The sequence below is a fragment of the Flintibacter faecis genome (assembly GCF_014287875.1).
GTDB classification, from domain to species: Bacteria; Bacillota; Clostridia; order Oscillospirales; family Oscillospiraceae; genus Lawsonibacter; species Lawsonibacter faecis_A.
Map to the genome: position 1 here is coordinate 22,532 of NZ_JACOPN010000008.1, position 14,315 is coordinate 36,846.

Genomic DNA, 14,315 nt, shown 5'->3' on the forward strand with positions numbered 1-14,315 from the left:
AACCCGCCGCCGCGAGGCGGTAAGGCGTCTATAGTTTAGCCCACCTGCTGTTCCAGCATGAGTACAGCGCCAATTTCCTGTTCACACTCTGGAAACGCATGAGAAAGTATCAGGCTTGCGGGACCGGGATCAGTCAGAATATTGAGGACCTGCTCCAGTCCCACACGGCAAGGACCATGCTGGCGAACTCTGAGTTCCTCGTCCTGTTAAATCAGGCGGCGACGGATCGGGAGGAACTGGCGCATCTGCTGAACATCTCGGACAACCAGCTCTCCTACATCACCAATGTAGACTCCGGCCGCGGCCTCATCAAGTGCGGCAGCGCCATCGTGCCTTTCGTGGATCATTTCCCCAAGAACAAACTGTACCAGATGATGACCACCAAACCCTCGGACCTGGCATCGTGATCCAATATGGAGAAGATCAAGGAAAAACCGGCGCGATCCGAGCGCATCAAAGAAAAAGTAGTTTCCGCGCCAAAGGAATTGCTGCACAAGGGGCTGGATGACGGTGCTGAACGCCTGCGGACCCAGCTCCGGGATACAGCGCAGCAAGGACAACGGGATGAGTATGGCGGCGACGATATCGAGGATACCGCGGTCAGCGGCTCCAAGCGAGCCGCCGCGGAACTGTTGAAACAGCGCAAGCAGAAAGCCACAGAGCAGCCGAGCGATCCCGCCCGGAATAGCGCGTCAGCACCGGATGCACGCAGGAATGAAAGCCCTATCATCCGAACCAAAGATACAGAGTTTGTAGAGACCCAAACGCCTGCTGCAGCGCCCCAGGCACAAGCGCGTCGCGCTGCGATGCAGAAAGCGGCAGCCGTCAAGACGAAGGACACCTATATCGAAACACAGGCGAAAACCAGTGTCACAGCAGCACCGGAGCCGCAGCGGCAAGGACAGCGGGCATTCGTCCGAGAACAGGGGTGCAAGGCGATGCGGCAGACGAGGCTTCGGCAGACGGAGCAGAACAGACGGCTTCGGAATACATCACCAGGTCTCGGCACTTCGGAAACGATCAGTACAGCGCAAAATGCGGAGGATCTTTCACGCAAAAGTATTAAAGAGAGGACCAGTATTCCGTTTCCAAAAGCTTCTCAAAAAGCGCTTTTGAAGAAAGACGGGCAGGCTGAACATTCCGTGCAGAAGATCCGTGTGGCCAGCCGGGGCATCGGACGATTGGCCGATCAGACGACCCGGGCTGCCGCACAGTCCGCCGCAGCGCGAGGCGCAGTGCAGAGCGCCAAGGAAGCCGCCGCGCAGGCGGCACGATATCAGCAAACGGCAAAGGCGGCGCAAACCGCGGTGCAGAAGACCGCGCAGGCGGCAGGCAGGGCGCTTCGCGCGATCCTCGCCGCCGCCCGCAGTCTGCTTGCCGCCATGATGGCAGGCGGCAGTATGGTGGTGTCTATGGTGCTGGTGATCTGCCTCATAGGGCTTTTGATCGCATCACCCTTCGGCATTTTCTTCTCTGGTGAGGACAGCGGCACCGGCTATACCATGCCGGAAGCTGTCCGTACATTGAATGGAGAGTTTACTGACCGAATCGAGCAAATCAAAGCGGAGAACCCATATGACGAACTGGATATGGACAACGCCGGCAGTGCGGCGATGATTGCTAACTGGCAGGATGTGCTGGCCATCTATGCTGTGCGGACGACTACGGATGATACCTCGCCGGATGAGGTCGCCACGCTGACGGCAGAAAAACTGGACATCCTGCGTCAGATCTTCTGGGATATGAACGCCATCTCTTATTGGGTGGAAACCATCTCGGGCGACGAGGATGAAAGCGATACCGTCATCCTGCACATCACTGTCACAGTCAAGGATCATCTGCAAATGGCGGACGAGTATCGGTTCAACACCGAGCAGCGCAAGCTGTTGGAGGAACTGATGCAGCCGGAGTATCAGGAGCTGTTCATGGCGCTTACCGGCAGTTATCAGGATATCGACCTGTCTCCGGAGGAGATCCAGGAGATCATCAATAAGCTCCCCACCGATCTCAGCGAGGAGCGCAAGCAGGTGGTATTGACTGCGTATCAGCTCTTGGGAAAGGTCAATTACTTCTGGGGTGGAAAGAGCCTTGTGCTTGGATGGGACTCTCGCTGGGGAACGCCTATGGAGGTGACAGCGGCAGGCAGCTCAAGCAGCGGGACCGTGCGCCCGTTCGGCTTAGATTGTTCGGGATTCGTCGATTGGGTATTCTACAACCAGTCTGGCGGCAGCTATATCATCGGCCATGGCGGCGGCGCCTCTGCCCAGCACAGCTACTGCACACCCATCAGCTGGAGCGATGCCCAGCCGGGAGACCTTGTCTTTTATCCAGGTGACAGCCATGTCGGTATTGTCTGCGGCTTTGACAGCAGCGGTAATATCATGGTCATCCACTGTGCCAGCAGCGAGAATAATGTGGTGGTGACGGGGAAAAGCGGCTTCACCTCGATTGGCAGGCCCGAGTATTTTGCGGATTGAGAAATGTGCGCATGGAGATGTGTTCATAGTTGATTGCTATCATGCTCCATGATATACAGAGAAAGGCAGGGAGCCTCAATAGAGGCTCCCTGCCGCTTGGGTTCTTACTTCCCCTGATAGGCTCTGTAAAGGAAAGTGACGATTTGTGCGCGGGTGCAGCTATTGTCCGGCCCGAACAGGCCATCACCAATGCCGTTGGTGATGCCGTTCTCCACGGCCCAGGCCACCGCGTTCGCATAATAGCTATCGGTGAGCACATCGCCGAACTCGGCCTTATCATCCCGTGTATACACGGGATGAGGGGCGCGCCCCTCATCATAAGTTTTTCGCTTCATACTAATTCATAATAATTATATTCGCATTTTTGCAAAATGTAAATCGTTCTAAAGCATGAGGATGGATAAAATTTTTGAATATGCTACTCGCCTTCACGTTTTACAACATTCAGCCATTTCTTTTTCCATGTGTTAGAGTGGATCAGCAGGGTTGGCTTCCCCAACGCAAGAGCATAGGCCATAGCCTTATCCTCTGCGCTACCGCTGGCAAGTTCAGGGTCATATACGGCCACCAGCATATCAGACTGTTTGATAATCCGCTGATAGGCCAAAAACTGCGCGTTGGGCTTCTCCTGATAATCAATACATGAAAGGTCGGTGCAGTCCGCCAGCATATCGAAATAGCGTTCCCGCAGCTGCGGCGTCCACTTGGTAGCTTGTTCCTCAAAAGGGGTTACGCAAACAAGGCGCATGGCCTCGTCATTCTGCTTCGTGATATTGACGATTTCCCCGGCGTACAATCCCACGCCGGGGTCACAGGCAACTTGAAATTCTGTCACTCCACATTGACGCAGTTCCATAATACACTGAGCCAGTTCCAGTTTCATTCGGCGGCATTGGGTGTCTTCCTCGTCAAACCCCCACGGAAATCGCATGGGATGCTGGCCTATGATCGCGCAACGGTACTCTTTTTCCATATTCCCACCAGCTTTTATGTAGTCTATTGGCTTACAATTTGTATTCTAACAGCAGCTATTTTTCGCGTCAACAGGAATGTAAGCTATAAGCATACAAAATAAATACTTATAGCGCACAAGTGGAGGCGAACACATGGATAAGAAGCTACTCGGAAAGCGAATCAATATCGCACGCAAGGAACGGGGCTGGACGAGTGAGCGTCTGTCAGAAGCCTGCAACATTAATGCAACCTATCTCCGGCAAATCGAATCAGGGGCAAAAGTTCCAAGTCTACAAGTATTTGTTTTGCTGTGTGAAGCATTGAAAGTCTCGCCAACCTATTTGTTGGCAGAAGTTTTACCCAGCATGGAGCTTCAAAACATGGATGTGCTTTTAGAGTTGTGGCAGACTGCCACACCAAGGCAAATTACAATGATTACTTCCATGATTCGGAGCGCGCTGGATGCGTCTAAAGATTAAAAGTGGGCGGGCAGCTGTATAGCTGCCCGCCCGTTTAAGTCTACCGTGTTGCCCGGATCAATGATTGCGCTTTCAGTAAAAGTGCAGCCAGCGCACGGTGATCTTCCCGCTCCGTCCACCACTGAGGCTTCAGGAATTGAAGCACCTGCTCTGCCCGGAGCCGCAAAAAGCCTTTGGGATTTCTGCGCGAAAGTGTAAAAACGAAAATGAGAGGGTCCCCACTGAAATTCACTTGAATTTCAGTGGGGACCCTCTCATTTTGAGCCATTGCACATAAAAACCCTTCGCAAAGTGGGCAAACAGTATGAAAAATCGGGGCTACTTTTTATCTGTTATAGATGTACGCTGGATAAACTGTCACACCTTCAAAATAAAATGGCTTTTGTGAAAGTCGAGCAGGCCCTCATCCCGCATTTTTCCAAGCTCCACGGACAGCCCGCTGCGCTCCACACCGAGGTAATCCGCAAGCTGCTGCCTTGAAAACGGAATGTCGAACTCATAGACGCTGCGCCGCTGCGCCTCGGCGGAAAAATAGGACATCAGCTTTGCCCGCGTCGTGCGCTGGCCCATGTGGGTGAGCTTTTCGTTGAGCCGCAGGTTCTTCTCCGCTAACTCGCCCAGCAGGTTGCGAATGATCTGGCTATGGTGGGAGCAGGCGGAGGGGCACACATTCAAAACGCGTCTTATATGCAGAAACATCACCGTCACCGCGCTCTCTGCCTCCACGCTCACATTCAGTACCGACCCCGGCGCACAGGCGAACACCTCCGCGAAGGTCTGCCCCGGCCCGATTTTGGAGAGGATGCTGCGGTTTCCCCAGATATCCTCCTGCACGATGAGGGCGCTGCCCGCCAGCACAAGACCCACCTCCTCCACTGCCTCCCCGGCGCGGAGCAGGCGGGAGCCTTTGGGGAAGGTGTCGATCCTCGCCCCAAGGCAGGAGAGCATGGCGGCAAGCTCATCGTCGGAAATGCCGGAGAAAAGCGCCGCGGTGTGGAGCACCGGAAAAAATTCTTTCATAAAAAGTCCTCTTTCGTTGAAAATTCAACCGACTTGTTGCTTTTAGTATAGTACAATGAACGCACAAAAGCAACAGGAGGACCGAAGATGAAACGACGGATCATCGAGATCGACGATAATAAGTGCAACGGCTGCGGCGCCTGCGCCGCCGCCTGTCACGAGGGCGCCATCGCCATGGTGGACGGCAAGGCGCGGCTCATGCGGGACGATTACTGCGACGGTTTGGGCGACTGCCTGCCCACCTGCCCAACCGGGGCCATTACCTTTGTGGAGCGGGAGGCGGCGGCCTATGACGAGCAGGCCGTCATGGAAAATAAGCAGCGGAAAATGCGGAAAGAGGGCATGACCCTGCCCTTTGGATGCCCCGGCAGCCAGTCCCGGAATATTCAGCGTCAGGACGTGCCCGCCGTGGAAACGCCGCAAGCCCAGCAGACGAGCCGCCTTTCCCAGTGGCCGGTGCAGATCAAGCTGGTGCCGGTAAACGCCCCGTATTTTGACGGGGCGCGGCTGCTCATTGCCGCCGACTGCACCGCCTACGCCTACGCCGCCTTCCACGAGAGGTTCATCAAGGGACACATCACGCTGGTGGGCTGCCCTAAGCTGGACGGCGTGGACTATTCCGAAAAGCTGACGGAGATCATCCGGGAGAACGACATCAAAAGCGTCACCATCGTCCGCATGGAGGTACCCTGCTGCGGCGGGCTGGAACTGGCGGCGAAAAAGGCACTCCAGCAGAGCGGGAAGTTCATCCCGTGGCAGGTGGTCACCGTGACGGTGGACGGCCGGTTGGTGGAAGAATAACAAAATCATTAGAAAAAGAAAGGAAGAAGCACGATGAAGTATGTATGCAGCGTTTGCGGCTGGGAATACGACGAGAGCGCAGGTTACCCGGAGGGCGGCATCGCCCCCGGTACGCCCTGGAGCGAGGTGCCGGAGGATTTTGAGTGCCCCCTGTGCAATGTGGGCAAGGAGTCCTTCGAGGAGGCGTGAGCTTCTGATAAAAAGGACATGATCTGAACCAAAATAGGAGAATAGGAGGAAAACGATAATGGATCATAAAATGTTTTGCTTTCAGTGTGAGCAGACGGCTGGCTGCGCCGGTTGTACCGGAAAAACCGGCGTCTGCGGAAAAACCGCTGAGGTGGCGGAGCTTCAGGATCAGCTGACTGGCGCTCTGGTTGGACTGTCCCGTGCGGTAGATAATGCTCCGGATGTGAATGAGGGGACTTGGCGGCTGATGATCGAGGGGTTGTTCACCACCGTCACCAATGTGAGCTTCAACGAAAAGACCATTAGGGAGCTGATCGATCAGGTACACGAGGAAAAGGCCCGCCTTGTTCCCGGTTGCTCCGGATGCGGCTCCCGCTGTGGGCGAAACGATGATTATGATATGAACTTGCTCTGGAACGCGCAGGAGGATATTCGCAGCCTCAAATCCCTGATCCTCTTCGGCGTGCGCGGCATGGCGGCCTACGCCCATCACGCGATGATGCTGGGTTATGCCGACGAGGAAGTGAACCGCTTTTTCGCCAAGGCTCTTTTTGCTGTGGGCGAGGACTGGGGTATGGACGCGCTGCTGCCCATCGTAATGGAGGTGGGCGAGAAAAACCTTAAGTGCATGGCGCTTCTGGATAAGGCCAACACCGAAAGCTACGGTACGCCCGCGCCTGCCACCGTCCCGCTGACGGTGGAGAAGGGACCGTTCATCGTCATCACAGGCCACGACCTCCACGATTTGAAGCTGCTGCTGGAGCAGACCGAGGGCAAAGGCGTCAACATCTACACCCACGGCGAAATGCTGCCCGCCCACGGCTATCCTGAACTGAAAAAATATGCCCATCTCAAGGGCAATTTCGGCACGGCGTGGCAGAATCAGCAAAGAGAATTTGCCGACATCCCCGCGCCGGTGCTGTTTACCACCAACTGCCTGATGCCGCCGAAAGCAAGCTACGCCGACCGCGTGTTCACCACGGCGTTGGTATCCTACCCGGAACTGACGCACATCGGCGAGGATAAGGACTTTACCCCTGTCATCGAAAAGGCATTGGAGCTTGGCGGCTACAACGAGGACAAGCCGTTCACCGGTATCAACGGCGGCGGCACGGTCATGACCGGCTTCGGTCATGGCGCGGTGCTTGGCGTGGCGGATCAGGTGATCGAGGCGGTAAAGAGCGGCGCGATCCGACACTTTTTCCTGGTCGGCGGCTGTGACGGTGCCCGACCCGGACGGAATTACTACACCGAGTTTGTCAAGCAGACACCCGCCGACACCGTAGTGCTGACGCTGGCCTGCGGCAAATACCGCTTCAACGACCTTGACCTCGGAACCATTGGCGGCCTGCCTCGGCTCATGGACGTGGGCCAGTGCAACGACGCTTACGGAGCTGTCAAAATCGCGTTGGCCTTGGCGGAGGCGTTCGGCTGCGGCGTGAACGATTTGCCCTTGTCCATGGTTCTTTCGTGGTATGAGCAGAAGGCGGTGTGCATTTTGCTGACGCTGCTGTATCTGGGGATCAAGAATATTCGCCTTGGCCCCACGCTGCCGGCGTTCGTTTCGCCCAATGTGTTGAACTACCTTGTAGAGAATTTCGGCATTGCTCCCATCACCACCCCGGAGGAGGATTTGAAACAGCTTCTCAAATAACAGTGCCTCAGGCGGCGGTGTAAGGGAACGTGACTCCCTTGACGGAACGATGTGATGAAGCATACAAGGATGGAGATTGCAGTGATTTTTGAAATGAATATTGATTTTTCTGAGGCCAAAGCGCTATAATCGATATGTAACAAAAACAAAGTGTCTATGCTAAGGCTACCGCGAGCCGTCGGATTGTGGTACACCAAAGTTTGATGCATTCTGCCCTAACGGGGGCAAGGATACCGAGCCGATCCTGCTGACACTGGACGAGTACGAGGTCATTCGGTTGGTTGACCTGGAGCAGCAAACCCACGAGCAGTGTGCCACGCAAATGGACATTTCCCGATCTACCGTGCAGGAGATTTACGAAAGCGCACGGCGCAAGATCGCAGCGTGTCTTGTCCACGGAAAACCGCTGCACATTACCGGGGGAAACTACCGCATCTGCGGAGGACAGGAGGCAGCCCACTGCGGCCGCTGCTGCCGGATGCAGAGAGCCAACACAGAAAAATCCAACAAAAATTGCAAAGGAGATTCCATTATAAAAATTGCAGTTACCTATGAAAACGGTCAGATTTTTCAGCATTTCGGCCACACTGAACAGTTCAAGCTTTATGAAGCTGCGGACGGCAAAATCACTCATGCGGAAGTCGTTGACACCAACGGCAGTGGTCACGGCGCACTGGCAGGCTTTTTGATGCAGCACGGTGTGGACACTCTGGTTTGCGGAGGCATCGGCGGCGGTGCGCAGGCAGCTCTGGCCGAAGCAGGTATCAAGCTCTACGGCGGTGTCAGCGGGGACGCTGAAGCAGCGGTGAACGCATTGCTCAGCGGAAATCTGGGCCATGATCCCAATGTTCACTGTGACCACTATGACCACAAGCATGGCGAGGAATGTCACACTTGCGGTGACCACGGCTGCGGCAAGCATAGCTGCCATTGATATGGAACGCACACTGACACAACTTCCGTTCTGGTCATCCTTGACCGAACAGGAGCAAGAAACGCTGCGCCGAAGTGCCTTTGTCCGTCATTATGAAAAGGGCGCGTTCATACACAGCAGCGACACCGAATGTCTCGGAATGCTGTTTGTTCTTTCCGGCGAGATCCGCACCTATCTTCTCTCCGAGGAGGGGCGGGAGGTAACGCTGTTCCGCCTGTATCCGGGCGAATTATGCGTGCTTTCTGCCTCCTGTGTGATCAGTCAGATTACCTTTGATACGCAAATGACCGCAGGAATGGATACGGAGGTTCTGATTATCCCTGCAACTGTCATCGCTGCGCTCAAGGAGAAAAATTTCCATGTCCGCTGTTTTCTCTATGAACTGGCAACGAAACGGTTTTCTGATGTGATGTGGGCGATGCAGCAGATCATGTTCAAGGGATTGGATCGGCGGCTGGCAGAATTTCTCCTTGCCGAAGCGGAGCGTACCGGCTCCGACACGATACGCATGACCCATGAGCAGATCGCCCAGCACATCAGCTCGGCGCGGGAGGCGGTGGCACGGATGCTCAAAGGCTTCTCGGAGGACGGGCTTGTGGAGCTAAGACGAGGCGCAATCACGTTGCGGGATAAGAACAGACTAAATCGCCTAAAATAAAAAGAAATGTGACCTTGTCACAGAAAGAAATCATAAATTTGGTACAATAAAAGCAGAAAAGCTGAAAGGAGCATCGACCATGAAAGAAACGAAATACGCAGGTACTCAAACCGAAAAAAATCTGATGGCTGCCTTTGCCGGTGAGTCCGAGGCACGCAACAAGTACACCTATTTTGCATCCAAGGCCAAGAAGGAAGGCTACGAGCAGATCGCGGCGCTGTTCCTCAAGACTGCTGATAATGAGAAGGAACACGCAAAGCTGTGGTTCAAAGAGCTGAACGGCATTGGCGACACTGCCGAAAATCTTCTCGCCGCTGCTGAGGGCGAGAACTACGAGTGGACGGATATGTACGACGGCTTTGCCAAGACTGCTGACGAGGAGGGCTTTCACGAGCTGGCCCAGCGTTTCCGCCTGGTAGCCGCCATTGAAAAGCACCATGAGGAGCGCTACCGTGCCCTGCTGCACAATGTGGAGATGGCGGAGGTCTTTGCCAAGAGCGAGGTCAAGGTATGGGAGTGCCGCAACTGCGGTCACATCGTCGTGGGCGAGAAGGCCCCGGAGGTTTGCCCCGCCTGCAACCATCCCCAGAGCTATTTTGAAATTCACGCAGAAAACTATTAAAGAAAGAAAAGGAGAATTATCATGGAGCAGAAGTTTTACATTTGCAAGCATTGCGGCAACATCATTGCCAAGGTCAAGGACACGGGCGTTCCCGTCATCTGCTGCGGCGAGCCGATGAGCGAGATCGTTCCCGGCACGACCGACGCGGCGGTTGAAAAGCATGTCCCTGTCTGGACAGTGGAAAACGGCATCGTCCATGTCAAGGTCGGCTCCGTGGAGCATCCCATGCTGCCGGAGCACTACATCGAGTGGGTGTCCCTTCACACCAAGCAGGGCAATCAGCGTAAGGAACTGCATCCCGGCGAAAAGCCGGAGGTCTGCTTCGCTCTCTGCGAGGGCGACGAGATCGAGGCGGTCTACGCCTACTGCAACCTCCACAGCCTTTGGAAAGCGTGACCGCTCCGCACATGGAACTTGATGTATTAGGCTTGCTTGGTGCCTGCTCCTATGCTCTGGATTGCGTAGAGGCGGAACTGGTTCATGTGACAACGTTCCACGCCAAGCGCGTGGCGTATATGAGTGTGTGTACGGCCGAACAGTTTGGCGTTTCCGGCGAAGCACTGCAGGATCTTGCCGTCTGTGCCCTATTGCACGACAATGCTCTGACGCAGTATCTGCACGAAGAATTTCGTGGTGACAGCTCTGCCGCGGAATGTTTACCGGAGCTGCCGCATCTCGGCGCTCACTGCGTTATGGGCGAGGAGAACATATCCGCGCTTCCGTTTCATACAAATGTAGAAAATATCATCCTTTACCACCACGAAAACGCGGATGGCAGCGGCCCCTTCGGAAAAACATGGCAGGATATCCCGCTGGGCGCCCGTATTATCCGTCTGTGCGATCTGCTGGATGCTTTCTGCCGCGCCGATGTCTTTACGCCGGATGTGTGGGAGCGTGCGAACGCATTCCTTACTCGGGTACGCGGCAGGATCGTGGATGAGGAATGCGCGGACGCGTTTCTTCGCGCTTTTTCAGAACAGCATTTTTGCTCTCTTGGCGGCAGGGGGCTGGAGGAGCGCCTGTGGAGCAAGGTGCCGCGTACCAAGCAGCAGCTTGATTTTGCGCAGGTAAAAGCTCTGGCAAAATTCTTTGCGAAAATTGTAGACTACAAATCGCCCTTTACCAGTACACATTCTCTGGGTGTGGCCGACGATGCGGAATGTCTGGCCCGGTTTATGGGATTTGACGAGGACACCGCCCAGAAAATGTATCTTGCCGGCGCACTCCATGACATCGGAAAGGTAGCGATAGACAATAAAATACTGGAAAAGCCGGGACGCCTGACCGACAGCGAATATGCGGAAATGAAGCATCACGCTGCCTATACATATTACGTCCTATCGGAAGTCCAGGACTTTGCGGAGCTGCGCGATTGGGCCGCGTTTCATCACGAGCATCTGGATGGGACGGGGTATCCCTTCGGAAAAAACGAGTCCGAGTTAAATACGCAGGAGCGTATCATGGCTTGCGTGGATATTTATCAGGCCCTGACCGAAAATCGTCCTTACAAAGCTGGAATGTCTCACGAAAAAGCCTGCTCTATTCTTCTGGATATGGCTGAAAAGGGCTGGTTGGATCGGGCGATCGTCGAACAGGTGAACGCCTGCTTTGCCTGAATAACGAGATAGGCGAAAGCTGTGAAGCGGTATGTGAACTGCCGCTTCACAGCTTTTTCTGTTGCCGCGAAAATTTTTGTAATGTGACCTTGTTACAGAAAGGCAGGGCGGAGTTTGCTATGATAGGGCCATCACAAAGAACAAAGGAAAGAGGGAACCGATATGAAAATCAAGCTCAATTCCGATCAGGAGGTCGTGGACACCATCCGTGAGGGTCTCAAGCGCACCAGCGGGTACTGCCCCTGCCGCGTGGAGCGCACGGAGAAAAACGCCGACACACTCAAGGTGGGCAAGGTCAATGTGGACGAGCAGATGGAGCTGGCGATGCGTTTTCAGGTATCCAGTATCCCGATGCTTGTCGTATTCAAGGATGGAAAGGCCGTTGCCAAATCCGTGGGCTACCGGTCCAAGGCGGAGATCGCCGCCATGGTGGAGGGCGCAAGATGAAAGTTGTGATCGTAGGCGGCGTGGCCGGCGGCGCGTCTGCCGCTGCCCGCATCCGCCGTTTGGATGAACACGCGCAGATCGTGATGATCGAGCGCAGCGGCTATGTATCCTATGCCAACTGCGGCCTGCCGTATTATGTGGGCGGTGTGATCAAGGAGCAAGAAGAACTGACGCTGCAAACTCCGGAGAGCTTTTGGGATCGCTTTCGCATTGATGTGCGGGTACGGCAGGAAGTAACTGTGATCAATCCAGCAGAAAAAACCGTCACCGTTCACGCATTGGATAGTGGAAAGGTCTACACGGAAACCTATGACAAACTGCTCCTCGCACCCGGCGCAAAGCCGACGGTTCCTGCGCTTTCCGGAGTCAGCAGTGAGCGTGTTTTCACGCTGCGCACCGTGGAAGACACCCTCCGCATTCGGCGCTTTGTAGAGGATCAGAAGCCGAAAACCGCTGTTTTGGCTGGCGGCGGTTTTATCGGCCTGGAAATGGCGGAAAACCTTGTGGAGATGGGCGTTTCGGTTACCATCGTTCAGCGTCCGAAGCAGCTATTAGCGCCGCTGGATGCGGATATGGCGAGCTTTGTCCATGCGGAAATACGCAGACATGGCGTAGTTCTGCGGTTGGGTGAAACCGTCACCGGATTCCGACAGGACGGAGATTCCGTGCTGACACTGTTGGAAGAAAGTGAACCACTGCATTCGGATATGGTGCTGCTGGCCATCGGTGTTACCCCGGATACGCATTTGGCAAAAGATGCCGGACTCAGGCTTGGTATTCGTGGCAGCATCGCTGTCAACGAGCGGATGGAAACCTCCATGCCGGACATCTACGCCGTGGGCGATGCCGTAGAGGTCACCCATTTCGTGACCGGCCAGAAAGCGTTGATCTCTCTGGCAGGACCGGCCAACAAGCAGGGACGCATTGCCGCCGACAATATCTGCGGCGGCAACAGCCGCTTTCACGGCTCTCAGGGTTCGTCTGTTCTGAAGCTGTTTGGCTTGACAGCGGCCTCCACGGGGATCAATGAAAAGGCGGCGCAGACAGCAGGGGTCGCTTACGACAAAGTCGTACTTTTCCCGGCATCCCACGCTGCCTATTATCCCGGCGCACAGTCTATGGCAATGAAGGTGCTGTATGAAAAAGAAAGCCTGAGGCTGCTGGGTGCGCAGATCGTTGGCGGCGACGGCGTGGACAAGCGCATTGACGTACTGGCAACGGCCATTCGCGCAAAAATGACAGCTTTGGAATTGACTGAGCTTGACCTTTCCTATGCGCCGCCTTATTCCTCCGCTAAGGATCCGGTCAATATGGCAGGCTTTATGATCGAGGATTTGGAGAGCGGGAAGGTACGGCAGTTCCATTGGAATGAGGTTGAGGACTTGCCTTGCGATGGCAATGCGACGCTGCTGGACGTCCGGACGGAGTGGGAGTATCAGCGGGGCCATTTGGACGGCTTTCGGAACATTCCCTTGGACGATCTTCGGGAGCATTTGGACGAGTTAGACCGGAGTAAGCCTGTTTATGTGAATTGCCAGACAGGGCTTCGCAGTTATCTGGCCTGTCGGCTTTTGACGCAGTACGGTTTCTCTTGCTCCCATCTCTCCGGCGGATACAGTTTTTATCAGGTCGTAACAAAAGAGCAGCAGACAGCGCAGAGCGCCTATCCCTGCGGAATGGAGAAGCTATGAGTGAAAATTTATTTGGTTTGACGGTTGCGGCAGATAAAGGCTTGGATGACCTGCAATGCCAGCGGCTTTTGAGTGAGAACCGCAAATATCAGGAGGTCATGCTGCAATACCGATGTGCGCTGAAAGCACTTGAAAGCAGGTTGGAAATTCTGAACGAAGAGTTTTCATTGCAGCACGATCGCAATCCGATAGAAAGTATGAAAAGCCGCTTGAAGTCGCCGTCCAGCATTATGAATAAGATGCACAAGCGCGGACTTTCTCTGGATTTTCCGACCATGCAGGCAAATATCATGGATATTGCCGGTGTGCGTGTGATCTGCTCTTTTGAGGAGGATGTGTTCTTTTTGGCAAAGTGCTTAAAAGATCAGTCTGATATTGAGATAGTCACAGAGAAGGACTACATTTCCAACCCAAAGCCCAACGGCTACCGCAGTCTGCACCTGACGATCCAGCTGCCGGTATTCTTTGCGGAAAAAGAGATCCATGTACCGGTGGAGATACAACTCCGTACAATCGCTATGGACTTCTGGGCAAGCCTTGAGCACACCATCCGCTATAAGAAAAATCTGCCGATAAATACTGAAATCGAAACTGAACTGAAAGAGTGCGCCGCTTCCAGCAGAGAGTGGGATGGTAAAATGGAGAATCTACTGCACATCCTAACTTAATATGCACTGAATAAAAGAAAAAGCCTTATATTTCACACGCATGAGGCCACTGGTTCGAGTCCAGTAGTCTCCACCAAAAATCACCGGAATCGCTTGATTCCGGTG

Annotated in this window: 14 protein-coding genes and 4 pseudogenes; 15 read left to right on the forward strand and 3 right to left on the reverse strand. The window is 54.6% G+C overall.

Annotated elements, in window-relative coordinates:
• Positions 1-41: 41 nt before the first annotated feature.
• A pseudogene (locus H8S55_RS11155) lies at positions 42-407 on the forward strand (VirB4-like conjugal transfer ATPase, CD1110 family); the annotation flags it as partial.
• Between the two features lie 6 nt (positions 408-413).
• Positions 414-2,477: a C40 family peptidase gene (locus H8S55_RS11160; protein ID WP_186879027.1), complete on the forward strand. Its 2,064-nt coding sequence runs from the start codon at positions 414-416 to the stop codon at positions 2,475-2,477.
• Positions 2,478-2,581: 104 nt separating this feature from the next.
• On the opposite strand, the gene H8S55_RS11165 is transcribed toward H8S55_RS11160, so the two are convergent.
• Complete coding sequence (locus H8S55_RS11165) at positions 2,582-2,770, reverse strand: S-layer homology domain-containing protein (RefSeq protein ID WP_186879028.1); 189 nt, start codon at positions 2,768-2,770, stop codon at positions 2,582-2,584.
• Between the two features lie 125 nt (positions 2,771-2,895).
• Positions 2,896-3,450 (reverse strand): SLOG family protein, encoded by a 555-nt coding sequence (locus tag H8S55_RS11170; RefSeq protein ID WP_186879029.1) that lies wholly within the window; start codon positions 3,448-3,450, stop codon positions 2,896-2,898.
• 133 nt (positions 3,451-3,583) lie between these two features.
• Between H8S55_RS11170 and H8S55_RS11175 the strand changes: the two genes are divergently transcribed.
• Positions 3,584-3,910: a helix-turn-helix domain-containing protein gene (locus tag H8S55_RS11175; protein WP_118601940.1), complete on the forward strand. Its 327-nt coding sequence runs from the start codon at positions 3,584-3,586 to the stop codon at positions 3,908-3,910.
• Positions 3,911-4,267: 357 nt separating this feature from the next.
• Here the strand turns inward: H8S55_RS11175 and H8S55_RS11180 are convergent, their stop codons facing one another.
• Entirely contained in the window at positions 4,268-4,930 is a 663-nt protein-coding gene (locus H8S55_RS11180; RefSeq protein ID WP_186879030.1) for a Crp/Fnr family transcriptional regulator, read from the reverse strand.
• Between the two features lie 87 nt (positions 4,931-5,017).
• Here H8S55_RS11180 and H8S55_RS11185 point away from each other — a divergent pair, with 87 nt between their 5' ends.
• The 12 genes and pseudogenes from H8S55_RS11185 to H8S55_RS11240 all read left to right on the forward strand — a co-directional run bounded on the left by H8S55_RS11185 (position 5,018) and on the right by H8S55_RS11240 (position 14,286).
• Positions 5,018-5,731, forward strand: a complete 714-nt coding sequence (locus H8S55_RS11185; protein ID WP_186879031.1) for an ATP-binding protein — start codon at positions 5,018-5,020, stop codon at positions 5,729-5,731.
• Between the two features lie 33 nt (positions 5,732-5,764).
• On the forward strand, positions 5,765-5,920 hold the full coding sequence (locus H8S55_RS11190) for a rubredoxin (protein WP_186879032.1): 156 nt from the start codon (positions 5,765-5,767) through the stop codon (positions 5,918-5,920).
• A gap of 58 nt (positions 5,921-5,978) precedes the next feature.
• Positions 5,979-7,574, forward strand: a complete 1,596-nt coding sequence (hcp, locus tag H8S55_RS11195) for a hydroxylamine reductase (protein WP_186879033.1) — start codon at positions 5,979-5,981, stop codon at positions 7,572-7,574.
• 184 nt (positions 7,575-7,758) lie between these two features.
• A pseudogene (locus H8S55_RS11200) lies at positions 7,759-8,508 on the forward strand (NifB/NifX family molybdenum-iron cluster-binding protein); the annotation flags it as partial.
• A gap of 1 nt (position 8,509) precedes the next feature.
• Complete coding sequence (locus H8S55_RS11205) at positions 8,510-9,166, forward strand: Crp/Fnr family transcriptional regulator (RefSeq protein WP_186879034.1); 657 nt, start codon at positions 8,510-8,512, stop codon at positions 9,164-9,166.
• A gap of 79 nt (positions 9,167-9,245) precedes the next feature.
• Positions 9,246-9,788 carry a rubrerythrin gene (rbr, locus tag H8S55_RS11210; protein ID WP_118601948.1) on the forward strand — a complete coding sequence of 181 codons (543 nt, stop codon included), beginning with the start codon at positions 9,246-9,248 and terminating at the stop codon, positions 9,786-9,788.
• A gap of 21 nt (positions 9,789-9,809) precedes the next feature.
• On the forward strand, positions 9,810-10,184 hold the full coding sequence (locus tag H8S55_RS11215; protein ID WP_186879035.1) for a desulfoferrodoxin family protein: 375 nt from the start codon (positions 9,810-9,812) through the stop codon (positions 10,182-10,184).
• Positions 10,185-10,195: 11 nt separating this feature from the next.
• On the forward strand, positions 10,196-11,404 hold the full coding sequence (locus H8S55_RS11220; protein ID WP_186879132.1) for an HD-GYP domain-containing protein: 1,209 nt from the start codon (positions 10,196-10,198) through the stop codon (positions 11,402-11,404).
• A 162-nt stretch (positions 11,405-11,566) separates the two neighbouring features.
• Positions 11,567-11,851 (forward strand): thioredoxin family protein, encoded by a 285-nt coding sequence (locus H8S55_RS11225; protein WP_186879036.1) that lies wholly within the window; start codon positions 11,567-11,569, stop codon positions 11,849-11,851.
• Complete coding sequence (locus tag H8S55_RS11230; protein WP_186879037.1) at positions 11,848-13,542, forward strand: FAD-dependent oxidoreductase; 1,695 nt, start codon at positions 11,848-11,850, stop codon at positions 13,540-13,542. The genes H8S55_RS11225 and H8S55_RS11230 overlap by 4 nt, the downstream gene beginning before the upstream one ends.
• Positions 13,543-13,739: 197 nt before the next feature.
• Positions 13,740-14,096 (forward strand): annotated as a pseudogene (locus H8S55_RS14545) (GTP pyrophosphokinase); the annotation flags it as partial.
• Positions 14,097-14,170: 74 nt separating this feature from the next.
• Positions 14,171-14,286, forward strand: a pseudogene (locus H8S55_RS11240).
• The last annotated feature ends 29 nt before the right edge of the window (positions 14,287-14,315 follow it).

Bases quoted from the DNA above. Each gene is read 5' to 3' on its own strand.
- H8S55_RS11215 (WP_186879035.1), top strand. From the start codon at position 9,810: ATGGAGCAGAAGTTTTACATTTGCAAGCATTGCGGCAACATCATTGCC.
- rbr (WP_118601948.1), top strand. From the start codon at position 9,246: ATGAAAGAAACGAAATACGCAGGTACTCAAACCGAAAAAAATCTGATG.
- H8S55_RS11225 (WP_186879036.1), top strand. From the start codon at position 11,567: ATGAAAATCAAGCTCAATTCCGATCAGGAGGTCGTGGACACCATCCGT.
- H8S55_RS11170 (WP_186879029.1), bottom strand. From the start codon at position 3,450: ATGGAAAAAGAGTACCGTTGCGCGATCATAGGCCAGCATCCCATGCGA.
- H8S55_RS11190 (WP_186879032.1), top strand. From the start codon at position 5,765: ATGAAGTATGTATGCAGCGTTTGCGGCTGGGAATACGACGAGAGCGCA.
- H8S55_RS11185 (WP_186879031.1), top strand. From the start codon at position 5,018: ATGAAACGACGGATCATCGAGATCGACGATAATAAGTGCAACGGCTGC.
- H8S55_RS11180 (WP_186879030.1), bottom strand. From the start codon at position 4,930: ATGAAAGAATTTTTTCCGGTGCTCCACACCGCGGCGCTTTTCTCCGGC.
- H8S55_RS11230 (WP_186879037.1), top strand. From the start codon at position 11,848: ATGAAAGTTGTGATCGTAGGCGGCGTGGCCGGCGGCGCGTCTGCCGCT.
- H8S55_RS11205 (WP_186879034.1), top strand. From the start codon at position 8,510: ATGGAACGCACACTGACACAACTTCCGTTCTGGTCATCCTTGACCGAA.
- H8S55_RS11220 (WP_186879132.1), top strand. From the start codon at position 10,196: ATGGAACTTGATGTATTAGGCTTGCTTGGTGCCTGCTCCTATGCTCTG.
- H8S55_RS11160 (WP_186879027.1), top strand. From the start codon at position 414: ATGGAGAAGATCAAGGAAAAACCGGCGCGATCCGAGCGCATCAAAGAA.
- H8S55_RS11175 (WP_118601940.1), top strand. From the start codon at position 3,584: ATGGATAAGAAGCTACTCGGAAAGCGAATCAATATCGCACGCAAGGAA.
- hcp (WP_186879033.1), top strand. From the start codon at position 5,979: ATGGATCATAAAATGTTTTGCTTTCAGTGTGAGCAGACGGCTGGCTGC.